The organism is Marinomonas sp. CT5, assembly GCF_018336975.1.
Taxonomy (GTDB): Bacteria; Pseudomonadota; Gammaproteobacteria; order Pseudomonadales; family Marinomonadaceae; genus Marinomonas.
Genome location: NZ_CP025572.1, coordinates 3,722,607 through 3,747,387, shown reverse-complemented (window position 1 = coordinate 3,747,387; position 24,781 = coordinate 3,722,607). Strand labels below are relative to the sequence as shown.

At 43.4% G+C, this 24,781-nt stretch carries 19 protein-coding genes; 8 read left to right on the top strand and 11 right to left on the bottom strand.

Features of this window, described 5'->3' with window-relative positions:
* Nucleotides 1–214: 214 nt before the first annotated feature.
* Both C0J08_RS17965 and C0J08_RS17960 read right to left on the bottom strand, forming a co-directional pair.
* Nucleotides 215–1,738, bottom strand: a complete 1,524-nt coding sequence (locus C0J08_RS17965; protein ID WP_212653266.1) for a PAS domain S-box protein — start codon at nucleotides 1,736–1,738, stop codon at nucleotides 215–217.
* On the bottom strand, nucleotides 1,728–2,330 hold the full coding sequence (locus C0J08_RS17960; RefSeq protein ID WP_212653265.1) for a response regulator transcription factor: 603 nt from the start codon (nucleotides 2,328–2,330) through the stop codon (nucleotides 1,728–1,730). Before C0J08_RS17960 ends, C0J08_RS17965 begins: the two co-directional genes overlap by 11 nt.
* 404 nt (nucleotides 2,331–2,734) lie before the next feature.
* On the opposite strand from C0J08_RS17960, the gene C0J08_RS17955 reads away from it, so the two are divergent.
* Nucleotides 2,735–4,255 (top strand): aldehyde dehydrogenase family protein, encoded by a 1,521-nt coding sequence (locus C0J08_RS17955; RefSeq protein WP_212653264.1) that lies wholly within the window; start codon nucleotides 2,735–2,737, stop codon nucleotides 4,253–4,255.
* Nucleotides 4,256–5,182: 927 nt separating this feature from the next.
* Here C0J08_RS17955 and nhaR read toward each other — a convergent pair.
* Nucleotides 5,183–6,079 carry a transcriptional activator NhaR gene (gene nhaR / locus C0J08_RS17950; protein ID WP_212653263.1) on the bottom strand — a complete coding sequence of 299 codons (897 nt, stop codon included), beginning with the start codon at nucleotides 6,077–6,079 and terminating at the stop codon, nucleotides 5,183–5,185.
* 126 nt (nucleotides 6,080–6,205) lie between these two features.
* On the opposite strand from nhaR, the gene C0J08_RS17945 reads away from it, so the two are divergent.
* On the top strand, nucleotides 6,206–6,619 hold the full coding sequence (locus C0J08_RS17945; RefSeq protein ID WP_212653262.1) for an HPF/RaiA family ribosome-associated protein: 414 nt from the start codon (nucleotides 6,206–6,208) through the stop codon (nucleotides 6,617–6,619).
* A 102-nt stretch (nucleotides 6,620–6,721) separates the two neighbouring features.
* Here the strand turns inward: C0J08_RS17945 and C0J08_RS17940 are convergent, their stop codons facing one another.
* Genes C0J08_RS17940 through C0J08_RS17930 form a run of 3 tightly spaced genes read right to left on the bottom strand, consistent with a single transcriptional unit; the run spans nucleotide 6,722 to nucleotide 9,658 of the window.
* The gene (locus C0J08_RS17940) at nucleotides 6,722–7,126 is read right to left on the bottom strand and encodes a hypothetical protein (protein WP_212653261.1); all 405 of its coding nucleotides are present in this window, start codon (nucleotides 7,124–7,126) and stop codon (nucleotides 6,722–6,724) included.
* Between the two features lie 9 nt (nucleotides 7,127–7,135).
* Nucleotides 7,136–7,528 (bottom strand): hypothetical protein, encoded by a 393-nt coding sequence (locus C0J08_RS17935; protein WP_212653260.1) that lies wholly within the window; start codon nucleotides 7,526–7,528, stop codon nucleotides 7,136–7,138.
* A gap of 30 nt (nucleotides 7,529–7,558) precedes the next feature.
* On the bottom strand, nucleotides 7,559–9,658 hold the full coding sequence (locus tag C0J08_RS17930; RefSeq protein WP_249344362.1) for a TonB-dependent receptor domain-containing protein: 2,100 nt from the start codon (nucleotides 9,656–9,658) through the stop codon (nucleotides 7,559–7,561).
* 258 nt (nucleotides 9,659–9,916) lie between these two features.
* Between C0J08_RS17930 and C0J08_RS17925 the strand changes: the two genes are divergently transcribed.
* The 3 genes from C0J08_RS17925 (at nucleotide 9,917) to C0J08_RS17915 (ending at nucleotide 12,995) form a co-directional block, all read left to right on the top strand.
* Nucleotides 9,917–10,765, top strand: coding sequence for an AraC family transcriptional regulator (locus C0J08_RS17925; RefSeq protein WP_212653259.1), 849 nt, complete (start codon nucleotides 9,917–9,919; stop codon nucleotides 10,763–10,765).
* A 160-nt stretch (nucleotides 10,766–10,925) separates the two neighbouring features.
* Nucleotides 10,926–11,591 (top strand): glutathione S-transferase family protein, encoded by a 666-nt coding sequence (locus C0J08_RS17920; protein WP_212653258.1) that lies wholly within the window; start codon nucleotides 10,926–10,928, stop codon nucleotides 11,589–11,591.
* Nucleotides 11,592–11,774: 183 nt separating this feature from the next.
* Nucleotides 11,775–12,995: an MFS transporter gene (locus C0J08_RS17915; protein ID WP_212653257.1), complete on the top strand. Its 1,221-nt coding sequence runs from the start codon at nucleotides 11,775–11,777 to the stop codon at nucleotides 12,993–12,995.
* A gap of 50 nt (nucleotides 12,996–13,045) precedes the next feature.
* On the opposite strand, the gene C0J08_RS17910 is transcribed toward C0J08_RS17915, so the two are convergent.
* Both C0J08_RS17910 and C0J08_RS17905 read right to left on the bottom strand, forming a co-directional pair.
* A complete protein-coding gene (locus C0J08_RS17910; protein ID WP_212653256.1) occupies nucleotides 13,046–15,478 on the bottom strand; it encodes a DUF2309 domain-containing protein in 2,433 nt (810 codons plus the stop codon).
* A 9-nt stretch (nucleotides 15,479–15,487) separates the two neighbouring features.
* On the bottom strand, nucleotides 15,488–17,101 hold the full coding sequence (locus tag C0J08_RS17905; protein WP_212653255.1) for an NADH-quinone oxidoreductase subunit L: 1,614 nt from the start codon (nucleotides 17,099–17,101) through the stop codon (nucleotides 15,488–15,490).
* A 175-nt stretch (nucleotides 17,102–17,276) separates the two neighbouring features.
* Here C0J08_RS17905 and C0J08_RS17900 point away from each other — a divergent pair, with 175 nt between their 5' ends.
* The 3 genes from C0J08_RS17900 to ppnN all read left to right on the top strand — a co-directional run bounded on the left by C0J08_RS17900 (nucleotide 17,277) and on the right by ppnN (nucleotide 20,876).
* A complete protein-coding gene (locus tag C0J08_RS17900; RefSeq protein WP_212653254.1) occupies nucleotides 17,277–18,182 on the top strand; it encodes a LysR family transcriptional regulator in 906 nt (301 codons plus the stop codon).
* 33 nt (nucleotides 18,183–18,215) lie between these two features.
* The gene (gene zapE, locus C0J08_RS17895) at nucleotides 18,216–19,358 is read left to right on the top strand and encodes a cell division protein ZapE (protein ID WP_212653253.1); all 1,143 of its coding nucleotides are present in this window, start codon (nucleotides 18,216–18,218) and stop codon (nucleotides 19,356–19,358) included.
* 144 nt (nucleotides 19,359–19,502) lie between these two features.
* Nucleotides 19,503–20,876, top strand: a complete 1,374-nt coding sequence (gene ppnN / locus C0J08_RS17890; RefSeq protein WP_212653252.1) for a nucleotide 5'-monophosphate nucleosidase PpnN — start codon at nucleotides 19,503–19,505, stop codon at nucleotides 20,874–20,876.
* A 220-nt stretch (nucleotides 20,877–21,096) separates the two neighbouring features.
* On the opposite strand, the gene glsB is transcribed toward ppnN, so the two are convergent.
* The 3 genes from glsB to nudC form a co-directional block, all read right to left on the bottom strand.
* Nucleotides 21,097–22,008 carry a glutaminase B gene (glsB, locus tag C0J08_RS17885; RefSeq protein WP_212653251.1) on the bottom strand — a complete coding sequence of 304 codons (912 nt, stop codon included), beginning with the start codon at nucleotides 22,006–22,008 and terminating at the stop codon, nucleotides 21,097–21,099.
* Nucleotides 22,009–22,140: 132 nt separating this feature from the next.
* Nucleotides 22,141–23,823: a choice-of-anchor I family protein gene (locus tag C0J08_RS17880; protein ID WP_212653250.1), complete on the bottom strand. Its 1,683-nt coding sequence runs from the start codon at nucleotides 23,821–23,823 to the stop codon at nucleotides 22,141–22,143.
* A 110-nt stretch (nucleotides 23,824–23,933) separates the two neighbouring features.
* Nucleotides 23,934–24,743, bottom strand: coding sequence for an NAD(+) diphosphatase (gene nudC / locus C0J08_RS17875; protein ID WP_212653249.1), 810 nt, complete (start codon nucleotides 24,741–24,743; stop codon nucleotides 23,934–23,936).
* Nucleotides 24,744–24,781: the final 38 nt, after the last annotated feature.

The window sequence follows — 24,781 nt, the reverse complement described above, 5'->3', positions numbered from 1 at the left end:
CTAAAGCACATTAATTAAGTGTTTCTTGGTATGGTTTTGAACTTATGGGAATAAGTGATAACCATAGTGATAATTCTTTTTTGCTTTTAAGTTTTCATATAGTTTTTAAATGATTTTTAGAATCATTGCAATGTTAGTTATAACTGGAAATGTTGCTCTAAAAAATAGAGCTACAAATGTGAGCTATCAATGTTAGATGAGTAATAAAATGTCCTTATTTATTTTGGAGTGTTTTGTCACTTTTATTGATAGGTAGACTAAAGTAAAAGCAAGATTTTTCGGGGTTGTGTTTTCTCTCTACATTAAAAAAACCATGATGTGCACTAATGATAGATCGACATAAAGAAAGACCTAGTCCAACGCCTGAGTCTTTGGTTGTGAAGAAACGTCCTGGCAACTCATCAATATTATTAAAAGGTAAATTTCCTCCTGTATCAGTGACGCTTAAATACATTTGATTTTCTTTTTTAAACGTTTTTATTGAAATTTCACTGTTTTCTAATGTGTTTTCCTCCATCGCTTCTATGGCATTAATAACAATATTCGTAATAACTTGCTGTATTAGCGTTGAATCGCAATAAATATAATCGTTGTCAATTATTTCTATTTTTAATTGGCAGGAATTTTCTTTACACCGAATCTCTATGAAAGCTAAAATGTCGTTTAATACATCTGATAATGTATTTTTTTTAATGTTCATAGGAGAGTTTCTTGTGAAATTACGTAAAGATTTTATTATATTAGCGGCTCTGTCAAGTTCTTTCTCAGCAAATCGGATGCCATCATTAAGGTCATTAGGTGAAAGTTGATTTGTTTCTATGCGTCGTCTATAGCCTGCAATATAATTTCTTGCTGCACATAAGGGTTGATTAACTTCATGTGCCATTGCAGCAGAAACTTCGCCTGCTATAGTAAGCCTCCAAAAGTGATTTAGTTGTTGCTCTCTATTTTTTTCTTCTTCTTCTTTTCTTAAACGATCTGTTACATCTCTAAAGTTAATGATGATATAACCAAATTCTTTTTTATCTAGGTGATTTTTAAAAGAAGATTCATGGTTTCTCCATTCACCTTTTGAATTTTTTATTCTATAGGAAATGCTTCCTTCAGTAACGATTTTTTGTTTTGCTTTAGATAAGAGTTTAAATATCTTAAAACCATCTTTCTCATCAAGATAATCTATAATATTTTCTTTAATACAGCATCGAGCAGGAAAACCAATAATATTTTTTACGGAGGGACTAACATATTTTAATATTCCATCCTTATCTATCAGGGCGATTCCATCAGATGAAACTCCAATTAGTCTTTTATAATATAGTTTTTGGTTTTTAATTTTCTTTTCTAATGCTTTTCTTTGTGAAATATCCCTAGCCATTCCTAAAATTAATGGAGGAGATGTTCCTTCTATTCTTTTTAAGTTAGCTTCGACTGGTATAACCCTACCATCTGCATGCTTTACAACCCAATCGAAAGTGAGAATCTTGTTAGAGTTTGAAGATTTTTTGATCAATTCAATGGCTTTTTTTTGATTATATTTATGATTTCCAATTGAAAGATCACCTACTGATAATTTTAATATTTCTTCCTTGCTCCTTCCGTATAGCTCACAAGATCGCTCATTAACTTCTAGGATTTTTCCTGTTGTTGCATCATGAATAATCATGGAGTCGTTTGCATATTGATAAATCATTTCAAAATCGAGATCAGTTTTCGATTTTTCTTCGGACTTAAGGTGCACTTTTCCATACCTCTCTAACAAAGTTCATAATTGAATTTGATCCAATTTTTTCTCTTATATTAGATCTATGTGTTTCAACTGTTTTTATACTTATGAAAAGTTCTTGGGAGATGGCTTTGCTAGACTTACCTTCTACAATACGATGATATATTTCTTTTTCTCTATCTGTTAATCTTTTTATTATGTTTTCTATTTCTCTTTTCTTTAAGAAGTTATCATAAAGTTCTTTACTTTTTTCAAGACTGCTATTTACGGAGTCAATTAATCTCTGATCATCGTAAGGTTTTTCTATAAAGTTAATTGCTCCTTTTTTAAGCGCTCTTACAGCCATTTGTACACTTCCATATGCTGTTAAGAAAATAATAGGCATAGTGCACTCTAATTTCTCTATTTCACTTTGTAATTCCAGACCACCAGTTTTAGGCATTCTGACATCTAAAAGTATGCAACCGACGCCAATGAACTCTGCTTCAGATAAAAATAAATCAGCGGACTCAAAGCACTTTACCTCAATTCCAACAGAGTTTAATAGCCAACTCACAGAATTTCTTACAGATTCGTCATCATCAATAACATATACAATACTATTCATATTTAATCTATTATTTACAGTAGGTTGAAGATGTAAAAAAATAAATAATTTTTTATGTCATGTAAACTTATAGCCAAATTTATTTATATTCATAATTTACCTAATTAAAACCTTTTCAATAATATACCTGTCTGTTGATTGTTGTATTGATACTATGAGTCAGCTTGGCTCTAGTGTCTATGGTTTTACTCCTAATTTATTCACTCTTTCTGGTGGTTTAGTTTTAAGCAATTATCATACCTTTTCTCTGATACTTGGGGTATACACTATCTACTTCATAAGTGAATTGAGAAAAAGTTTGAATAAAAGAGTGCTTAAAACGCAACAGTTATGTACTTTCAGGTTATCGATATTTAGAGGGCTTTATGGGAGATTGAATCTTTTATTTAAGGAGGCTTAGAGTTATGAACTTAAGTAATGACTATTCAATTTTAACAGATAAAGCACGTTTAGTAATTGGCTCTACGACAAAGCTGTTTATTGATGGATACTATCAGGAGCCAACAAAAGGACAGTATTATTCAATCGTAGATCCTAGTAATGATGAGCACATAGCACAAGTAGCTCGTGCATGCGCCACTGATGTAGATAAAGCTGTTGATGCTGCAACCCGTGCTTTTGAAACCGGAGTTTGGGCTTCAATGCGTCCTCATGAGCGTGAAGCTGCAATGCTTAGATTGGCTGAGCTTTTAATAGAAAATGGAAAAGAACTTTCCGAGTTAGAAACTTTATCTAGTGGCAAACTTATAAGTAACACTAGAGCCTTTGATGTTGATTTTTCCGTTTATACTTTGAGATATATGGCTGGATGGTCGACCAAAATTTCAGGTCAATCAATAGACTTGTCAGTACCTTACTTGCCTGATGAACATTTTAGTGGTTCAACAATGCATTTTCCTATTGGTGTAGTCGCAGCCATTACTCCTTGGAACGTACCTTTGTGTCAGGCTATTTGGAAATTGGCTCCTGTATTAGCTACTGGTTGTACTGTAGTGATTAAACCGGCAGAGCAAACTCCTTTAACCACTTTGCGTTTAGCTCAGTTATGTATCGAAGCGGGTATTCCTTCAGGTGTTGTGAATGTAATTACGGGCTATGGATCCGAAGCTGGAAAAATGCTAGTTGAACACCCAGGAGTTAATAAAGTCACTTTTACTGGTTCGACAGGAACTGGAAAGCTAATTGGTGCAACCGCTGCCAGTCAGATGAAGGCTTGTACATTAGAGTTGGGTGGTAAGTCCCCTGTTATTATTGCAGAAGATGCAGATCTTACTGAAGCAATTCCTGGAGCAGCTTGGGCTATTTGGGGGAATCACGGTCAAAATTGCTGTGCTGGATCTCGTTTATTGGTGCATCATTCTATTTATAACCAAGTGGTTGAAGGGGTGAAGGAAATAGCCGAAAGTCTTAAGTTAGGGCCAGGTCTTAATCCTTATTCTCAAATGGGGCCTTTAGTGCATAAAGAACATAGGCAGAACGTATTGAACTTCATTAAGTCTGGCCTTGAGGCAGGAGGAGAGCTTATTACTGGAGGGTATGCAGTTGAAGGCCCTGGTGCATATATTGAGCCGACGATTATTGCCTCTTTGTCTGCGGATGCTCACATGGTTCAGAATGAAATCTTCGGACCTGTTTTATCTGTTTTTTCCTATAGGGACGATGAAGAAGCCATAGCATTAGCTAACTCAACAAGCTTTGGATTGGGTGCGAGTATTTGGTCTAAAAATGTTGATCGAATTGACAAATATTTTCGTAGGTTATCCGCTGGAATGGTTTGGGTTAATAATCATAATGTGATTGATTTGGCACTTCCGTTTGGTGGGCATAAAGATTCGGGAATGGGGAAAGAATTAGGTTATCAAGGCATGATTTCACATACGAAAATTAAAACGAAGATATATAAAAGGAATTTAGGCTCGCTATAAAGCGGTTAATACTGATGTTTCGATAAAGCAGAGAAAGTTTATCAAATTTTAATTGTCACCCTGGCTAGATCTTTCAGTGTTCTTGGCGTTTGTTGATCTTTATTGTATGCGAGGAAAGTGGTCATTGAGCCATCGATTGCAGGTAAGATATCAGTATTCATCCTGATTAAGGAAGAGTGTAAACCATTAGACAACAAGAACTTAAAATTTCTAAAGACACCGTCATCAGGGTGGCCATTGATTTAGGTGTGCTCGGTATTTTCGCTGAAGTGTTTATTTATCATGCAAATAGCGGTGGAGGGCACAAAGTCCAGTTAAAATTACAAATAAATTAGTGCCGTCAATAAGTTCGAGTTTACAAATTTGAAGCGCTGTTCACCTATTACAATATCGGGCGTTGAAAATCTTCGCCTGGTCTTTGCTGTCTGGAGTGGTTGATTATCGTGTGTGCTCTGCCACTGTCTCACGTAGATTCAGATTGCTTGTTTGTATCCAACTTCACGTCTAGTGGCTGTTTTGCTATAAGATGATTTTTGATCTGTTTAATGAATGACGTTTTTTCGTCACTCGCTAATAGATATCGAATACGTCACCAAATCGATATGGCGATTAATTGAAAATAAATGAAATCATTATTTACTAAATGCTATTTTAGCGGCGCGTGAAGGGCTTGGTATTGCGATTGTCCATCCAGTTTTTGTCTTAGAAGTACTAAAAAGGCTCCAGCTGAACATGAAGTTTACTATGAGAGGGCTTCTTTCGTCGTATGGGACTAGATGATATTTATATCTTGGAAAAAGGTTTCTTTGGAGTGTATGAAAAGGTCTAAATTTTTTTGAGAAGCACCGTGGGTTTATGAGGTAGAGCAGCCCCAGCTGATTACTATTGAACACTTTTAGTGTTTGTATTGGTCCGAGTTTCACTTCGCTATTGGGGCTTGAGCCATCCTCTTGCCGCGTCCTTAATGGCAATAATAGCGGGATTTGAAAGGTGCTGTTCGGTGGCAATGATGAAGAATTGCTCGCGTATTTCTTCCGTGCTGCCGATGCTTTCAACCTGAAACTGCTTTTCGACTTCTTTGGCAATGGCTGATGGCACGATAAACACTCCGGCTCCGGCTTGCCCAAAGGTTTTCATCAAGGCTCGGTCGTCAAATTCCCCCATGATTCTCGGGTGAAGATGGTGCCTTTCCAGCCATTGTAAAAGTTGAATGTGTATCAATGACTGATCACTCGGAATCAACATGGGAGCACCGCGCAAGCAGGCTGGAAAGCTTTCTGGCGAGTGTTCGAGTAATCCAGGTGTCGCCATGAAACTGGTGCCACATTCGCCCAAGAAGTGATTAAAGCCGCGAACCGCTAGGTGTGGTGGGATTTGTCCATCGGCAATGATCAAATCCACTTTATGCAGCGCCAGTTCCCCTAATAGATCTTCTAAGCTGTTTTCTTTACAGACTAGGCGTACAGGGTCTTCTAATGCCATAGCTGGGGCAAGTAATCGGTGAGCGATAGACTTTGGAATCGAGTCGGCAATTCCGACCCGCAGTATTTGTGTGCGATCACTTGAGGCGAGACGGACCGATTGTTCCAACTCGCTCCCCAATGAAAATATTTCATCGGCATAGCCCAACACCATGTGACCGGTTTCGGTTAACTCAAGGTTGCGCCCCACCTTGTTAAATAAGGCTTTTCCCAGTTGTTCTTCCAATAGACTAATTTGTCCACTGATGGTTTGCGGCGTTATGTGAAGATGTTCGCTGGCTCGTGTAATGCTGCCTTGTTTCGCGACCATCCAGAAATAATGCAAATGTTTGAAATTAATCATCTTTCACCAACACTTCGAAAAAAACTGAGTATTTACATAAATAATTCGATTATATCTTATGAGTTTTTGTTAGTAAGTTGAAGTTTCCAACATAACTTACTCATTCATGAGTAAAAGGAGAGCAAGATGAGAATCAAAGTACAAGCACGTCGTCTAGCACTGACTAAAAGCCTGAAAGCGTATGTGAAACGTCGTCTTAATTTTGCCTTGAATTCCCGTTATGACAATATTCAACGAGTGACGGTCACGCTTACCGACGTGAACGGTCCGAAAGGTGGTGAAGACAAACACTGCCAAGTATTGGTCAAACTCAATGGCCAAAAAGAAGTGGTAATTAGTGAACAACAAGCCGATTTGTATTGCGCAATAGACAGCGCCGCGAGCCGCACCAGCCGCACGGTAACGCGACGCATTGAACGGCTACAACACAAGGCTACGCGACTTAAAGCCGCCTTTCATAAGATGAGGCCGCAGAAGAAAATGCCTCGGGATATCTATGAAGAATACGAAAACGAATATGGCTATTATCAACATGCCTGAGTAATCCCCTAGACCTCTGAACTGATGAGTGTAATAACCGCTTTGGCGAACCCACTAGGTTCGCCTTTTTTTTGCGATGAATACGATTTACATTGCTGCTGATTACTTAGCGCTTGTCTCCTGATGATTGGGAAGTAATCCTTTTGCAATTTCCATGGCTGCATCGGTTGATGATGCCATAATCAAAGGGTAGCCCCAGAACTTAGAAAACACTTCCGCGAAAGCTTTAAAGCCAAAACGTTTGGCGGCATTGGGCTCGATAAGAATCATAGCGACCACCCATTTACGAAGCTCTGCTTTGTTTTTTTTCATCCACAGAGACGTGCGTTTCTTTTCTTCCTTAGAGTGCTCGTGATCACCTGTCGGAGCGGAGTTGCTTAGCAGGACAAAGGGTTCACCTCGCTGTAAGTTGGCTTCGAATTCATCGAAATCTTTTTGAGAGTCTTGTCCTGGTTCATGGTCGAGACTGATCCAAACAAACGGGAATTGTGAGCTATTCATTGACATAATGTACTCCTATTTTTTCAATGCTCGCCAAGTGGCTACCATGGCACAAATACCAGGCAGGGTGATGAAGAAGAGGGCTGAGAATGTGACATGAGCACCATCTCGCATTCCGTCAACTATGCCTCCTAGTGTGTTTAATGCAACAAGCAAGGTGCCGATTATGAGTGCCAGCCATTGAGCTTTTGTACTGTCAATCAGGGTCAGTAGAACTGTTACAATCCAAGTCCCATAGTAAGCGGAAAACATCCACAGCATATTGGTTTCGAAGGTGATGTTTGGTCCTTTACCTTGTGCAATCACATAGCCATTAAGAAAGAAAAATAACTGTAGTGTCACAAAGAGGACAGCACCAACGGCGGTTGTTAACCAAAATAACGTGATTCTGTTTGCGTCTTTATTCATTTTAATACCTTTCATTGTTGTGGGTTGTGGTTAAAATTTTGCGGTTACGCCCAACCAGTAGCGACGGGCGTCTTCGACAAATCCATATTCGTTGTAGCTAATTTGTTGATTTGCTAGGTTGTAAATGGCAGCGCGCAAACTGAGAGTTTGGTTGATCTCGTAGTTGGCACCTATGTCGAATGTCGTAAACGAAGGTGATTCGACAGGGGATAACAGTTGAGCCGTCCCGCCAACGTTGTCACTGTCTTTACCTCGATAAGCTAAGCGAGCCCAAGTCGTTAATTCGTCCATCGGCTGGTAATTCAGCGTACTGGTGAGTTGGTGACGTGGTAGCTTGTTTAAGGGTTTTCCCTTGTACCGTCCTGACTCTTGTTTGGAGTCGGTGAAGGTGTAGCTGTTATCCCATGTGATGTTCGAGGATAGAGGGAGGCCTAAACTGGCTTCAATACCGCGAGTGATGGCTTTGTCTACGTTTGCGTAGGTCAGAGCGTTGGTGCCGCTCGGTGCGCTTGTACAGCTAGTATCGCAAGCGACAGTGGTTATCTTGTCTTCAAACTTGTTGTTGAATAAAGTTAACCCACCGGTTACGCCCTGTTTGCTGTACTGAATGCCAATTTCCTGACTGAGCGATTTTTCAGGTTTTAAATCTTCATTGCCATAAATGTTCCCTAAACCACTGGCCGAGGCATAGCCACTGGCGACTTGAGTCATATTAGGGGATTTGAAGCCGGAAGTGACGCCGCCTTTCAATGACCATTGTGGGGTTATTTCCCAGACACCATAAATACGAGGGCTCCAATGCTGACCGTAACGGTTGTCATCGTCGAGACGAGCGCCCGCGGTTAACGTAAAGGCATCGGTCAAATACCATTCATCTTCTGCAAATAGGGAGTTCTGCTTGCGAGTAATATCATATTGATTGGTCACGCGATTCGAAAAGCTGTCGTGTAGTTTATTGTGTTGGCTTCCTCCTCCAATGGTGACGAGATGATCTTCCAGTGGAATCGCTAAGGAAGTACGAAATTCGGTGTTTTTTAAACGAATATCTTGTGAGGAAACATGAAAGGTCTCCTGTTGGATATAGGTTTCTGATGTTCCCAAGTCCCATCGTCCCGTATGCGAAAGCGAGAAACGGTCGACATCGATTTTTTTGTCGTAGGGGGCGGCACAGCCGAAATAGGAATAGCTGGCGCAGTTTGGGTCGATACTTTTGCCAGGCTCTTGTTTGTTGCGTTGCTCTGTGTGGTTTACCTCAAAGATGATGTCGTGGTCTGCTGTTGGTGTCAGCGCCAACTTTGCGGTGAGGTTATTACGCGTGCTATCGCGATAGCCATTGTAGATCTCATCTTCGTCACGTTTAGAATATTGACCATACAGTTGTAAACCTAGCAGGTCTTGCTTGATTGGTCCGGTCAGAAAAAAGCTACCTTGATTGGCATTTCCTGACTGGGAATTTTCTTGCAATAAGGCGTCTGTACTCACTTCGCCGCTCCATTCTTTGGCGACTTTTCGAGTAATAATGTTGATGACCCCACCCATAGCGTCTGCGCCATATAATGAAGACATTGGACCACGCACTATTTCAATACGTTCGATGGCTGAAATGGGGGGTGTCCATGCGTTCATTTGGCCAAGTCCATCCGAAAGCCGACTGGTTTCTCGCGAGTCCGTTCGCTGGCCATCGATCAATGTCAGGGTGTAGGCAGAGCCCATGCCTCGAATGCTGACTTCTTTACGATCACTCCCACCTGTAGTGGTTAATCCAGGAACAGAAGAAAGCGCGTCGGCAAGATTTCGGTACGGTTTGCTTTCTAGCTCTTCACGAGTAATCACGCTGATTGAGGCTGGAGCATTATTGACTTCTTGTGCCACACCTCCAGCGGAGGCTGTGATCACCATGCCTTCTAGATCAACAGAGGAACCTTGAGTCTTTTGTGTCTTGCTTAGAGCCGTTGGCTCTTCCGCAAAGGCATTCATGGATAGACCTGAGGCAATCATGACGCCTAATGACAGAGAGCGACCCAGTCGTAAGACACCTTTATGAGAGGCCGGGGAATATTTGAGTGGCTGAGGTATAACAGAAAAGGTGTGTCGAGTGGCCGTTGTATTGGCTAAAATAGAATCTTTCATTAAAATGATACTCATTCTTATTTGTGATGAGTCATTTAACAATATTTCGATTCTTGCCGGATAGCGAGTATTGGCCAACTTATTGTTTATTCCGGCCAATTTTTGACTGTTTTATTCAATCCATCCTAATGTGAACTCAGTTAGCCCGCTTTTTGGCATTAAGATTTTCTTAGAAAGACGCTTGTGATCTTTTCGGAAAATTTAACTATAGTTGTTTTCAATTAGGCCAATTTTCTGACTGGGTAGCTTGTACTGATAATGAAGACTGTGAAAACCAATTTAACGGTGAATAAAACGAAGGATGTGGATGACGTGCCACGCAATGTGGTTGCGTTGAGTGCTACTGCTGTCACCAAAGACTGGGAGCTTGCACGGCACCAGCATCGCAAAGCACAGTTAATTTACTCTGTTCGCGGCATCATTCGATGTGAAGTTGAGGACGGTGTTTGGATTGTTCCTCCGCAGTGTGCGGTCTGGGTTCCGGGGGATCTAGTGCATTCGGCTCGGGGTTCTGGCGAATGTTATTGTTTATTTGTTGAACCAGAAGCCGTGGAAAACCTGCCTGAAACCTGCTGTACCCTTTCTGTGTCTCCGCTTTTTCGAGAGCTGCTTTTAAGGGCGACAGAGATTCCTGCCTTGTATGCTTTGGGTGGTCGAGAGGAGCGTCTGATGGCCACTTTGCTAGATGAATTGGTCATGGCACCCGTAGAGGATTTTTACTTCCCTATGCCGAGGGACCCAAGGTTACGTCAATTGGCGGAAATGTTATTAGCCGATCCTGCCGAAAAGATTACCAAAGGCGATTGGGCCTCTCGCATCGGTATGAGCGAGAGAAGTATGAGCCGATATATGTCTTGCGAAGTGGGTATGAGTTTTGGTCGCTGGCGTCGACAGCTTCACGTGATTATTGCGCTTCAACGTTTGAGCAAAGGGGAAAGCGTGCAAGAGGTGGCATTGGGGTTGGGCTATGAGAATGCCAGTGGGTTTGTCACCATGTTTCGTAAAGTCGTCGGCAAACCACCAGCAAGATATCTTTTCGAGCGCACAACAACATTAGAAACGAATAATGTGCCGACAATCATGTTGCCTGATCTCGGGGAAGCGTAAGGGGGAAATGGACCCTGTGAAAAGGCATTTACCTTGATGCTGGTGGAATTCGGTTGTGTCTATTTTGGCTGCCTAGTCATCTGTTTTTTGCTTTGTTGCGTATAGCTTGTTGTATAGACGCTATTAACAGGCGTTCCTGATAAGACGGTAAGGAGATTATATGATCAAGGTCCATCACTTAGAGAATTCCCGATCCCAGCGTATTTTGTGGTTGCTTGAAGAGCTTGGGCTTGACTATGAAATTGTCGAATATAAGCGTGATCCCGACACAGCGGCGGCACCAGAGTCACTGAAAAAAATCCACCCGCTAGGCAAATCTCCCGTGATCACGGATGGTGACCTCACTATTGCGGAGTCTGGGGCGATTATTGAATATTTGTTGGATCAGTATGATACGGAAAAACATTTGCGACCAACGGAGGGCAAAGCGTTATTGGATTATCGCTATTGGCTGCATTTTGCGGAAGGCTCTTTAATGCCTTTGTTGGTGATGAAGTTGGTTATGATGAAGGTGCCTGAAAGCCCGATGCCTTTCTTTATCAAGCCCATTGCGAAAGCGATCACCAATAAAATCCAAGAAAAGTTTATCACGCCACGTATTACGCCCCAGATGCAGTTTATTGAAAAGACTTTGGGTGAACATACTTGGTTTGCTGGAGAGAAATTAACGGCCGCTGACATTCAGATGAGCTTTCCACTGCAAGCGTCTAGCACCCGTATGGATTTGTCTGATTACCCCAATATTGCTCGTTTTATCAAGCAAGTAGAAGCCGTGCCCGCTTATCAGCAAGCGTTAGCGAAAGGTGGTGCTTTTACTACTTTGTAGCGTCTGTTTAAAAGTCTTATGGCATTCATAATCTACAAATTCACCATAAGGTTGTTATAAATAGGGCTTGTTTTAAAGCCGTGCGAAACCGATTTGCTGCTCGACTTATTTAAACGCGATGCATACTATGAAGGTCATTTTTGTGATTTGTCTTAGTTAGCTGTCTTAGTAAGGTAAGCATTCATGTCGCGTCCAGTGAAGTTATTCAGTGTGTCTATTGCTCTTATCTGCCTGTTGTTGGCGTTGAACTTTGGTTTGCGCTCTTCAATGGGCTTTTTTATGTCGCCAATAACCCAAGAGTTTGGTTATGGGCGTGAGGTGTTTGCCTTTGCTCTGGCATTGCAAAACTTATGTTGGGGGTTGTTCCAACCAGTAGCAGGTGCTTTTGCTGATCGCTTTGGCACCTTAAAAACCTTATTCATTGGCGCGGCCTTATATGCACTGGGGTTGTATGTGACTGCTGGTGCTGATGGCGTGCTCGGTCTGAATATGGGCGCTGGCTTGTTAATGGGTATGGGCATCGCGGCAACAGGGTTTGGTGTGGTGCTGCCAGCCATGGCGCGTATGGTGTCACCAGAAAAACGTTCGTTCGCTTTGGGGTTGGGCAGTGCGGCGGGCTCAGCGGGTCAGTTATTGGTCATTCCAGTGGCTCAAGAGTTCATTGCTGCTTATGGTTGGAGTAATGCTCTCGTGCTGTTGTCCTTATGTGCCTTGATGATGGTGTTATTGTCGAGCCCATTTCGCCATGAAAAGAATCCGTCGAGTGGGAATTCTGGCTCGATAGAAGTGGCGCAAACGATGAAAGAGGCATTGCGTGAAGCGAGTGCTTACTCTCATTATTGGCTTTTAGTGGTAGGCTTTTTCGTGTGTGGCTTCCAGTTGGCTTTTATTACAGTTCACATGCCTCCATTTTTATCAGACAAAGGATTTTCTTCAGAAGTGGCGGTAGCCAGTTTGGCTTTGATTGGCTTGTTTAATATTTTTGGTTGTTTGCTGTCTGGTAGCTGGGCGGGTAAATATTCTAAGAAGAAATTATTGGCGATTATTTACGCCCTAAGAGCTTTGGCGATTGCTTTGTTTATGACTTTGCCAATGACGGATGTTTCTGTGTATGCGTTTTCTATTGTCACAGGACTGCTGTGGTTAGCAACGGTACCGCCAACCTCAGGTCTGGTAGCGCAAATGTTTGGCTTACGCTATATGGGCTTGCTGTATGGCATCGTCTTTTTAGGCCATCAACTTGGCTCGTTCAGCGGTGTATGGTTGGGTGGTTATTTGTATGACACAACGGGATCTTATGATGTTGTTTGGTGGTCCGCATCCATCATTGCATTGATCACGGCTTTCATTCATATCTTAATTGACGAGCGTCCAGTAGCTCGTCTGCGCGCTATTGAGGCTTAAGTTATAAATGGAATAGAAGCCACGCAATTTGGCTTCTATTGGTTTTCTTTCTATTTTTCTGCTTGCCATGCTTGCTGGTAAAAACGCGCAATTTTGTCGTCTTCCCACTGGAATAAATACAACCAACCATTGTCGATCAAATGCTTAACAATATCGTGTTTTGCGGCGATTTGTTCGATGGCGGATTTGGGCGCAGCCACATACACAGCAAGTTTAACGGGTGTGTGCATCCACTTCTGACCATCGTTTAAAGACTGCAAAGAAAGACCAATTCGTAAGTCTCCTCCATTACCTTCAAATACACCAATGTTTCCGCCTACGGCATTGTGCAGCACTTTATTACCACAGCCGAATTTGAAGTTATCGGTGACGGATAAATTGTATTGCATGTTGATCCAGTGAGTGACCAACATAGGGGCCGTCAAAATACGCTCTAGAATGGCAAAGTCTGGGTCATTCTGTGGATCATAGTCATGCAAAAAACTGCGTCCTTTAAGATCAAGGTGACGGGTCTTCTGACGTGGAGCGATGATAAAAGAATTATTGTTAGCAAGTCCCCATTCTGGGTTAACTTGTGACCAGTCGTTGGCGCGCTTGCTAAAAGCTTTCGAGCGTTGTTTGTCTGAAGCGTCCAGCAAGGCGGTATCTAACTTTGCTGCGCGCTCTTGTTGAGCAAGAGATTGGGCTTTTTCAAACCAATCCATTATGTTGCGATCGATGGGTTTGGCGTCTTTCGTTTGATCAAAGCAAGTTAATTGATCTGTGGTGGTGTTATGCAACGCCGGGACAAATTGTGTGTCGCTAGGAATTTCCATCCCCATGTCGTTGAGTAAGGCGCGCACTTTCTGGTCATTCAGCAAAGAAGCCAATACTCTTACGTTTACCTCGCCACTTTGTCCGCCACAGGCTCCACATTCTAAACCGGCAGCATGCAGGTTGTTACTGGTATGACTACCGTGACCCACTAACATGACGATAGGCGCATAAGCAGATAGCTTGATGGTGTCTAAAATTCCTTTTGCCAACTGGGCTTTGTCTTGATCCGTTAGTAGGACACCTTGTTGTGTTAATTGCCAATGAGTATTAGGGGCTAGGCGATTCGCAGGGTGTTCTTGTCTTTTGGAAAAGAGTGTTTGTTTGAACATTTTAAAGGCATACCACCACCCCATTGATTCCACCATGGAAAAAGCCGCAGGAGCCGCGTGTCCCCAACGATACCAACGAGCTTCTTTTTGTTGGTGGTGAACGTGGCCTTTGTCACTATCACTTTCAGTTACTGTGATGCCTGCTTGCAGTAGCCCTGGTAGCTGTGGGCGCACATAATGGCTGTCTTTGGCTTTGTATTCGATGGGCAGTCCAAAAAAGCCGGCAAAGCCCAGTGTTTGAATGGTGGTAGATTGTTTTTCTAAGGCGCGGCGAAACACTTCGGAGCGTACGTCGATACAAAAAATGGCCTGTAGCTCTGGTCTTGTCTGCGTTGTGTTATTGGCCTGCTCAGTAGTGAGTGTTTGGTTTAAGCTTTTTTGTTCGCTGTATTCCAAGGCCAAGGCCCACACTTTCGATGTGATTAGGGCGTCTTTATGGGCTTGGATCAGGTTTGGAATAGCCTGTTTTTGTGCCGTCCATTTGGTATTGATGGCTGAAAGTAACGCTGGGGCAGTGTGCTTCAGGTAACGCCATACCACCAACTCCCACGCCATTTTGATGGCCAGCAAGGATTCCACATGATCATCTTTTGCAAGGTTGTCGTTGTTTTCGCCTTTCGACCAATTCAAATACGCCAGATAGCTGCTCCAGCCATTGATATCCAGCAGCAAGGCTTTGGCAAAGAAAGACAATGCTTGATCATCTAAGGCCAGCTCTTCAATCACTAGAGCGAACAAGGCGTCTTTGTCGGTTGGAAGGTTGTGGAAAAAGTCGGTTAGCTTGGCTTCGCCCATAACAATGCTTAAGCCTTTGTCTTCGTTGGTGACTTCTAACCAATGGCTGTACAAGTCCAGCTCGTTATCAATGTTCTGCTGTCTTAGGGTCGGGCTTTGTTGTTGATAGTGAGCAGCGCAAAATTGGCTCACTTGATGGGTAATTTCATCATGCCAAGACATTTTGTTAGCCGGTCTTTGTTGATCGGCAAGGTCTGCAATATTGCGCCAAGAATCGGGCAAATTATTGGCTTGAGACAAAGGCTCAAGTAAGGCGTTTTGCTCAGTGAGGCCATAGTGTGCTGCAGCTTTGGTTAGGCAATGGCGTGAAATTTTCCCTTCATCAAACCAAGCGCGATACGTCTCATTAGACATATAGGTTTTGATGCCAGCCAAGGCCGATAATTCATCAGAAATCTCATCAAAAGGTTTATCAACCAAGGACCAAAGTGGATTGACGGCGATCAGTTTATCCAATGGCCAATGGGGAGCAATAGTGCGAGTCGCTTCAAGCAATAGGTTTTTTTGCTGCATGCTTAAAGTAGGTAGCGTCTTGGTAGTCATGCGATTCTCCTAAGGTTTTGGCGACGTTTGGTGAGTATTGGATGTGTAGTGCTGCTCTTTGGCTCTGGCTGGCAGAGTGACAGGCCAGAATTTAAGAACAAGACGTGTTAACCATTCATCAAGGTAAAGTCCGGCAAACAGCGCAATGGATAAACGACGAATGGCGCGCCAGCGAACTTGATAGTGCAGCAAGGCACTTAACCCAAAGAGTAGGCTAAACAACACCATGGCCCAGATATCCGCTAGGGAGAAGGCCTGTACTGTATGAGTCGGATAACTTGGCAGCGCATAGTGTGTCACGAATTTTAAGGCCGCATAAATCACACACAGAACCAATCCCATCACGAAGGTATAAATAATAGAAGGCGGATGCTCACAGGTACGCCACTGGATAATAAGCACGGTCAGGGCAAGTGCGAAGAGCCACCAAGTGCTAAATGCGCTGTCGAAGCCAAATACGGTTCGGATGACGACGACGCTGACAGTGCTAAGCCCAATGGCCATTAGCCAAGTTTGTACATTGGGTATCGCCACTTTGTTGGTTTGAGGGTCTGCTTTTGCTGCACTAGAAAGGCGTAAGCGAATGGCGTCATTCACCGCGTTACCTGAGTTGAGAAAAGAGTAGGCTTTGTAAAAGGAATGAGCGAGCAAATGCAGCAGCACTAATTCATACAAACCTAAGGCAAACTCCAGCAACATCAAGCCCATTTGCGCACAGGTAGACCAAGCCAAACGCACCTTGATACTGATACGAGTGGTCATAATCAAGGCACTAGAAAGTGTGGATAATCCAGCGACGAGTAATAATAACCAGATGGCATAATGGCTTTGAGCCACCACAGGTGTGAATAAAAGCAGTAGATATCCACCTAAATTAATCACACCCGCATGTAACAAGGCGCTGACAGGTGTCGGCGATTCCACCACCTGAATTAACCAGCCATGGAAAGGCAGTTGAGCACATTTGATCAGCGCCGCAAAGGCGATCAAGCAAGCGGCAAGGTGCTCTTGCCAATGTAGGGGGAGTCCAGCGTCATATTGAGCGACAGCGGTATTGATAATCGTGTTGATGTATACGCTGTCGTATTGTTGGTAGAGCAGGGCAAAAGCGGCAAACAAAGACAGTTCGGCCACTCGTGCCAGCATAAACTTTTTATGAGCGGCAAGAATGGCGCGAGGGCGATCACCATAGAAGGTTAATAAGTTGTTGAGGGACAAGCTAATACCCAACCAACCAAACCAAAAAATCACCAAATGATTGGTGGTGACCGTAATAGCAACCGATGCCAAGGTAAACATTAACCAACGATAGTAGCGGTTTAGATTGGCTTGCCCTGCCATGTAATTGCGTGAAAAGCTGATCAGCACCCAGCCCATGATAGTTACTAGCCCCAGCATGATCTGATTCAGTGCTGAATGGCGAATCAAAGCAGACGATTGCCAAGCATCAGTAAAAAAATAACTGATAGGAAAGGTGGAAAAAAACACGACCACCAAGAAAAGACTTAATCGAGAGGTTTTTTGTGCCACATAAGTGGTCTTTTCTCGGCCTACAAAACAGCCACCCAGAAACAAGGTAAAGGGAATAAAAATGGGTAAGAAACTTAATGCGACTAAGGACATACATAACCTATGTTTACGGGCTAAATGATTTTCGGAGATTATGAAGGCTTTATTAAGTTAATAAAAATACATATATTAACTGCAAACGTTCTGTTTTATGTATGTGTTACGATTTCGATGTGACACTGCTTGTCATTTCGTTAAACGACCACAGTGAATGTTAGAGTGACTATCCATGGCGCGATTGAATTACCATCATTTGTATTATTTTTGGCGAGTGGCCAAGAGCCCGAGTTTGACGGAAGCCGCAGAAACTCTGCATATTTCTCAATCTGCGCTTTCCGCACAGATCAAACAGTTGGAACAAAGTTTGGATCTGGTGTTGTTTATCCGACAAGGACGTAAGTTAGTATTAACGGACATTGGTCGCCGCGTACTGGCTTATGCTCAAGACATTTTTAACACGGGGGAAGAGTTAGAAAAATTTATTCAGAAGGACAGTGCTACACAGGTTCAACACATTACCATTGGTGTGCAGAGTAATTTATCGAGAAACTTTATTGAGAGTTTTATCGCACCATTGTTAAAAAGTGAGCATGTGGATTTTTCTCTTTCTTCACGAGGTATGGCCGATTTGCTGGATGGGCTGGTTAATCATGAGCTGGACTTGGCTCTGACTAACCGTGCTATTTTAAGCGAAGGTCATGACACCACGTGGCAAAACCAACTGGTGGCGCGACAGGCGGTCGCCATTATTGGGCCCTATGGAGAAAAGCCAGCAACGCCTTTTCCGCAGGGGTATGAAGATAAAAAATGGGTAGTGCCTGGGCGCAATACAGAAATTCGATCGTCCTTTGAGTCTTTCTGTGCCACGCATCAGTATCAGCCTGATATCAAAGCCGAAGTCGACGACATGGCGATGCTGCGTCTGTTGGCAAGGGACAGCGGCTATTTGTCTGTCTTACCGCCAGTGGTGGTAAAGGACGAGATACAATTGAAGTTACTACAGGATTACGAAAGTATTCCTCAAGCGTTTGAAAATTTTTATGCCATCACTATGCCACGCAAGTTTACGTCTCAATCGGTATTGGACTTGATCAGACTCGCCATTCATCAGTACTCGGTGGATCATTCGCTTTAAGGCATCTTGCGTCAACTTAATTAAGGTCATCCCATGACACCTTTGCACATTTATCAAACTCGTTTAGCACACAATGAAGTCAGTTTTGATGCTAGCCAACAGCCTGCGCTGGAAGAGTTAGAGCGAGTGTATCAATCTCTTGTCATGAATTCGTCTGCCAGTACCGAGCCATTAAAAGGCGTTTATCTTTGGGGCGATGTGGGGCGTGGTAAGACGTTTTTGATGGATTTATTTTGCCAATGTTTGCCTGAAAAAATGGCACTTAGACTGCACTTTCACCACTTTATGGCGCGTTTACACAAAGAGTTGAACCTCGCTTTTGGTCAGAAAAATCCATTAAAAGGCATTGCAAAACGCTTGGCGTCCGAGTGTCGAGTGCTGTGCTTTGATGAGTTTTTTGTGTCAGATATTGGTGACGCCATGTTGCTAGGTGGCTTGGTTGAAGCCTTGTTTGAAGAAGGTGTGGTGCTGGTGGCCACTTCCAACATCGCCATTAAAGATCTTTTTCAGAACCAACTACAAAAAGAACGATTTGCCCCAGCCATTGCTTTATTAGAAGCCAACTTAAAGGCGGTTCATCTTAGTGGTGAAGAGGATCATAGATTACGCCACACGGGATCCTCGCCCATTTATTTTGTTAACGAAGAACAAGATATGTCAGCCTTGTTCAAACAGTTGGCGAAGGGCGATATTCATCAGCAGCCGCTGCAAGTGTGCCGTCGTTCTATTGAGGTGATAGCATCAGCAGAGAACATGGCTTGGTTTGATTTTTATGCCCTATGCGATGGCCCAAGATCTTCTTTGGATTACATTGAGCTGGCGCGTATTTATCCTATGATCATGCTTTCTGGCATCCCAGAGCTGAGCAGTGAACCCTATGAACATATCAAGGCTCGTGGCACAGAAGACGGCGCGATTGGCTCAGGCCAAACGGGTGAGCGCGCTGTGTCGTTGGGTGTCAATGATGATGCTGTGCGACGCTTTATTAGCTTGGTTGATGAATGTTACGACCATCAGGTGGTTCTATTATTAAACGCCGATGTACCGCTGGATAGTTTGTATCTGAATGGTACTTTGTTGTTTGAATTCCGCCGTACTTATAGTCGTTTAATTGAAATGAAATCTCATTATTATCAAGGGTTGAGAAATCGCGTTCAGGAGAAGAGGGGCACTTAAAGCGCTGGCTAAATAATTGATTTCATTCTGAGTATTTTTGTTAAGTTTTTCGTTAATGCTTGATAAAAGCCAATTGCGCGACCACTATATTTAAAAGTAATAAAGTTTAATAACATAAATAAAATGACAAAAAGGAGGGCGATCATGCAGTACGAAGATCGCGTTGATGCGTTAGTCGCACCGAAAGGTTCGTTAGAAATGTTGTCTCAAGATGAGATATCACGTCTGTCAGAAGAATCCGGCCCACTCCATGACCTATTTCACCGTTGTGCCTTGGCGATTCTTAACTGCGGCAGTGATTCCGATGATCCACAAGCGGCAGTGGAAGAATTTAAAGATTTTGAGATTCGCATTATTCAGCAAGAACGGGGCGTAAAACTGCAACTGAAAAATGCGCCAGGCAGTGCGTTTGTCGATGGCAAAATGATCAGCAGTGTTCGTGAAATGCTGTTTAGTGTGTTGCGAGATATTATTTTTACTCAGCATGAATATATTCTTGCACGAGGATTGGAAAACGCCAGTTCAGACAAGTTAACCAATGTGGTATTTGAACTGTTGCGTAATGCTAATGTGTTCCGCCGTATTCAGAATCCCGACATGGTTGTATGCTGGGGTGGCCATTCTATTGCTCGTCATGAATACGATTACACGAAACGAGTTGGCCATGAGTTAGGTTTGCGTGAACTGAATATTTGTACCGGTTGTGGACCAGGTGCAATGAAAGGGCCAATGAAAGGGGCAGCGATAGCTCACGCCAAACAACGTATCAAAAATGGCATTTATTTAGGTTTAACCGAGCCTGGGATTATTGCCGCTGAATCTCCAAACCCGATTGTGAATCAGTTGGTTATCATGCCGGACATTGAGAAGCGTCTTGAAGCCTTCGTCCGTGCTGGACATGGCATTGTTGTCTTCCCCGGTGGCGCCGGAACGGCAGAAGAAATTTTGTATATTTTGGGTATCTTGTTGCATCCTAAAAATAACGATGTGCCATTTCCATTAGTGTTTACTGGCCCAAAAGAAAGTGCCGATTATTTTGAGCAAATTCACGCATTCATCGGTGAGGTTCTAGGGGCGGAAGCTCAGAATAAGTACCGCATCATTATTGATGATGAAGTCGAAGTGGCTCGTGTGATGAAGCACGGAATGGAGGAAGTTCGTCAATATCGTAAGGCGCACCAAGATGCCTTTTATTACAACTGGAAACTGCATATTCCAGAGCAGTTTCAGCACCCGTTTGAACCAACGCACGAGAATGTGCGCAGTTTAAACTTGCACTTTAATCAAGAGACACACTTGTTGGCGGCGGATTTGCGTCGTGCATTTTCTTCGATAGTGGCTGGTAACGTAAAAGCCCAAGGCGTGGCTTATATCAAAGAATTTGGGCCATTTGAGATTCATGGTGACAAAGCCTTGTTGGCCAAACTGGATGCCTTGTTACAAGCCTTTGTTCGTCAGCAACGGATGAAGTTGCCGGGCAGTGCTTATGTGCCGTGCTATAAGGTCATCACAGATTAGTTGGATGGCTACTGCGCTCGCCAATACTTTGTTAAAAACAGACTCAAAATGCTCATTTATAACCCATAAACTCTGCTTTTTCGTCTGTTTTTGCCTCGTCTAGGCTTTGCTCGTAACGCCATCCTGAGTTGGGTGGCTACTGCGCTTGCCAATACTTTGTTAAAAACATCAATAAAAAAGGGCTTCTCGTGAAGCCCTTTTCTGTTTCTAACGGTTAAGCTTAACCAAACACTGACCAACCGATGCTTTCCGATAGGGCTTCAAGAGCCGCCATGCCAGCGAGAGAGTTGCCGGATTTATTCAGCTCTGGAGACCAAACACATACAGAAAAACGGTTAGGCACAATGGCAATGATGCCACCTCCCACGCCACTTTTTCCAGGCAGTCCAACACGAAATGCAAAGTTGCCAGCTTCATCGTATAAGCCACTGGTGGCGAGTAGACCATTTACTTGAGTGGTTTCTCTGGCGGTCAGTACTTGCTCGTCACTAATCTTTGAATAGCCCTTGTTAGCTAAGAAACTAAAGGCTTTGGCTAAGTCGACACAGCTCATTCGCATGGCGCAATTATCAAAGTAGCTATGCAATACGGCTTCAACGTCATTTTCAAAATTGCCAAAGGCTTTCATTAAATAGGCCATGGAAGCGTTACGCGCGCGAAACTCGTATTCTGAGTCAGCAACCACTTTGTCTGAGCTTAGGTGATCGTTACCGGCTAAACGGCGGATAAACTCTCTCATGGCGTAATGCGGTGAAGCAAAGCGTGACTGATTCATGTCGCTTATTACCAAAGCGCCGGCATTGATGAAGGGGTTTCTAGGTACGCCTGCTTCGTATTCTAGCTGTACTAGCGAGTTAAACGGGTTACCTGACGGTTCACGTCCAACCCGCTTCCACATGTCTTCGCCATAGTGTTTGATGGCAAGGGTTAAGCTAAAGACTTTAGAAATACTCTGGATAGAGAAGTCGGTATTGGCGTGTCCCGCATGGTAAAGCTGGCCATCGTTACTGTAGACAGCGATACCAAATTGGTTTGGGTCGACATTGGCCAATGCCGGTATGTAGTCTGCGACTTTACCTAATCCGATTAATGGTTGTACTTTTTGTTGTATTGAATGCAGTAAATCTTCCACATCACTCTCATTAAACAGTGTTAAAGGGGGCGGCTAGTATAGAGAAAGTGATAGGGAAACCCCAGCGTAATTTCCTAGAAAAAAGGCATAAAAAAGCCCCCAAATTTGGGGGCTAATTTGCTCTTGGTAAGATCATTCGTTGCGTGGGGAAATACCGTAAACCGAGGTGGTGCCACTGACCTCATTGCCTACAATGAGTAGCGCTTGCCCAGTTGGGCTGTCTTCTTTTGATACAAAGCTCATGCCTTCTGGTCCAAGGTCGCCAGCAGCAGACGTATCGGCTTTTGCTTTGAAATTACGGCTGGTTAAATATTGTACAAATTTGCTTTGGGTCGGTGTTGTGATGTCGTAAACCATGATGCCACCAACGCGCTCTAAGCCAATAAAAGCATAGGTGCGGCCATCAATTTGACCGAGGGTGAGTGCTTCAGGTTCTGGGCCTTTATCATCACTGCGATTATCTGTTTTGTTTGAGTCATTTGAGGCATTAAAACCGTTTTCACCCAATTGCGCAGCGGTTATACGTTCGAAGTCGCTACCACTATCGAAAACTTGTTCGCCTGTTTCACCGTTCCAGATTGAAAAAGAGCGAGCGCCATAGCCGTATAATTCGGTAAAGGTACAGTTAGTGGGAACGCCTTTTACTCGTTCACAGTCTTTTGCGCCTAGGGTGCTGGTGATTTTCATGCGACCTAGATTTGTGGCGTCTTCCAATTTACCTTCTATGCTGTGTTTGAGTTGGCTGGTGAGAGCCAGACGGCTGTTGTGATCCGCAAGGTCTTTGACACGATATTCTTCACTGAAGCCTTTATAGTCTCTTGAGTCGCCTTCATTGGCGGTGACTATATAGGTTTTATCTGAGACGCTGTAGGAAGCGATGCTGTCTGGCATGTACATGCCTAAAACAGGCCAGTTTTGTAATTGGATGGTTTTGTCTTTATCACTGACATCTAGCTCATTGCCGACTTTGTTGTAATCTTTAACGCCCAATGCCCAAATGGTATCGACGTTCTTCTTCGTCAGGTCGATTTTGGCAATGCCGTTGTTTTCTTGCAATGATACGAAGGCAAAGCGATTGTCTTTGGATACTGTGATGTATTCAGGCTCTAAGTCCTGTGCAACACTGGCATTTGGGCCAAAGATGCGTAGTCCAGCTGGGAGTTCAGATGCTCTAGAACCACCCTTGTTGAAATCACGGAAAGACACTTGGGTAACGTCTTTTTGACTGAGCATGCTGATGTCATTCGGGATGCGGATGATACTCACGCTGCCTTCTGGGTCGATGGTGTATTCATCGTTGGGCTCGCCCTCGTTGGCGACAATGACTTGTTTGCCATCGTGAGTGAAGGTGACCATGTCAGGTAATGCGCCAACTTCTACGGCCGTGATAAAGGTATGATCTTTAATTGTGTAGAAAGCGATGTAGCCCATATTTTGTTTTGGCTTGGCTTCAATAGCAACGGCCATGATGCCGTTATGGACGCTCACGCTGTTTGCCGCGCCTAGTTTAATGCCCATCAATCCAGCAACATCTTTACTGACATCCAGTGTTTTGATTTTGCTCGGTGCGGTCGGGTCTGTCATAGATAGAACATCTATTTTGCCAGAGTCCGCATTGACCACAAAAGTTTCATGTGTGCTTGCATCATAGGCCACGATTTCAGCTGCGCTACCGTCAAAGACGCCAGATTCATAGCGTCCTAAAAAGCTAAGCTCGATAGACGAGGTGGCTGAGCTTGTTTCGCTATTGGTTGTTGTGCAGCCGCCAAGTAAAGCAACAGTGGCACATAGTGGTAATGCAATGGGCAAACGCATGAAGGAGTCTCCAGAGTGATAAAAAGTGCATACACTCTAACGACTGAATATGACAAGAAAATGGCAAATAGCAGTGAGTTTGTACTTACTGCTATTTGTCGCTACTTAATTTAAGAGCTTTGGCTTTTTATGTGTTCAATATGCTGAATTATCAATTGGCCTGATATGGTGGCATTGTTTGGTATGTTGGGAAGGTTATCAATTGGATACCAATACGCTTCTTCTATCTCGCCTGGTGCGGGAGATAGTTCACCACTTTCGTAATCGGCAAAAAAGCCCGTCATGAGTTGGTGGGGAAAAGACCATGGCTGGCTGCTGACATAGCGTATGTTGTTTACTTCTATGCCGACCTCTTCACGTACCTCACGTGCAACCGCTTGTTCTAAGGTTTCTCCTGCTTCAACGAATCCTGCAATATTACTGAATCTGTCTTTAGGGGCTTGGGGGCCTCGGGCCAGTAAAATTTGATTGTCTTTGCGGATGGATACAATGATGCAAGGAGAGATTCTTGGGTAATGGCGTAGGTTACAAGAAGGGCAGATTTTTGTGTGTTCGGTGGCATGCTTGTTGTTCATCGCGGTGCCGCAGCGACCACAAAATTGGTGGTCTCTATCCCATGTTGATAGCTGATGGGCTCGACTTAACAAAATATAATGATCTTGATCTTGTAGGAACAGCAGTTCTCTCAGGCCTATTTCTGTGAAGCCCTTTGGGATAGATTCAAAACGACACACAAAGATATCTTGTCCATGCCACTGTCCGCAATAGACTGCATTCATGTTTGAGTTAGGTTGAAAATGCGTAAAAGGAATAAGAAAGGTATTGTCTGGTGATTCTACCAATACTTGGTTGCGATGGAGCAATATATAGAGCGCATCTTGATGTGGGAGTGGATGTGTATGAGTACCTATTTCTAACATGTAATTACTCGGCTTGCGTCTAAAAGAATTACGCTAAC

Coding starts and splice junctions, on each gene's coding strand:
- C0J08_RS17960 (WP_212653265.1), bottom strand. CDS start 2,330: ATGAATAGTATTGTATATGTTATTGATGATGACGAATCTGTAAGAAAT.
- C0J08_RS17955 (WP_212653264.1), top strand. CDS start 2,735: ATGAACTTAAGTAATGACTATTCAATTTTAACAGATAAAGCACGTTTA.
- nhaR (WP_212653263.1), bottom strand. CDS start 6,079: ATGATTAATTTCAAACATTTGCATTATTTCTGGATGGTCGCGAAACAA.
- C0J08_RS17945 (WP_212653262.1), top strand. CDS start 6,206: ATGAGAATCAAAGTACAAGCACGTCGTCTAGCACTGACTAAAAGCCTG.
- C0J08_RS17940 (WP_212653261.1), bottom strand. CDS start 7,126: ATGTCAATGAATAGCTCACAATTCCCGTTTGTTTGGATCAGTCTCGAC.
- C0J08_RS17935 (WP_212653260.1), bottom strand. CDS start 7,528: ATGAATAAAGACGCAAACAGAATCACGTTATTTTGGTTAACAACCGCC.
- C0J08_RS17930 (WP_249344362.1), bottom strand. CDS start 9,658: ATGAAAGATTCTATTTTAGCCAATACAACGGCCACTCGACACACCTTT.
- C0J08_RS17925 (WP_212653259.1), top strand. CDS start 9,917: ATGAAGACTGTGAAAACCAATTTAACGGTGAATAAAACGAAGGATGTG.
- C0J08_RS17920 (WP_212653258.1), top strand. CDS start 10,926: ATGATCAAGGTCCATCACTTAGAGAATTCCCGATCCCAGCGTATTTTG.
- C0J08_RS17915 (WP_212653257.1), top strand. CDS start 11,775: ATGTCGCGTCCAGTGAAGTTATTCAGTGTGTCTATTGCTCTTATCTGC.
- C0J08_RS17910 (WP_212653256.1), bottom strand. CDS start 15,478: ATGACTACCAAGACGCTACCTACTTTAAGCATGCAGCAAAAAAACCTA.
- C0J08_RS17905 (WP_212653255.1), bottom strand. CDS start 17,101: ATGTCCTTAGTCGCATTAAGTTTCTTACCCATTTTTATTCCCTTTACC.
- C0J08_RS17900 (WP_212653254.1), top strand. CDS start 17,277: ATGGCGCGATTGAATTACCATCATTTGTATTATTTTTGGCGAGTGGCC.
- zapE (WP_212653253.1), top strand. CDS start 18,216: ATGACACCTTTGCACATTTATCAAACTCGTTTAGCACACAATGAAGTC.
- ppnN (WP_212653252.1), top strand. CDS start 19,503: ATGCAGTACGAAGATCGCGTTGATGCGTTAGTCGCACCGAAAGGTTCG.
- C0J08_RS17880 (WP_212653250.1), bottom strand. CDS start 23,823: ATGCGTTTGCCCATTGCATTACCACTATGTGCCACTGTTGCTTTACTT.
- nudC (WP_212653249.1), bottom strand. CDS start 24,743: ATGTTAGAAATAGGTACTCATACACATCCACTCCCACATCAAGATGCG.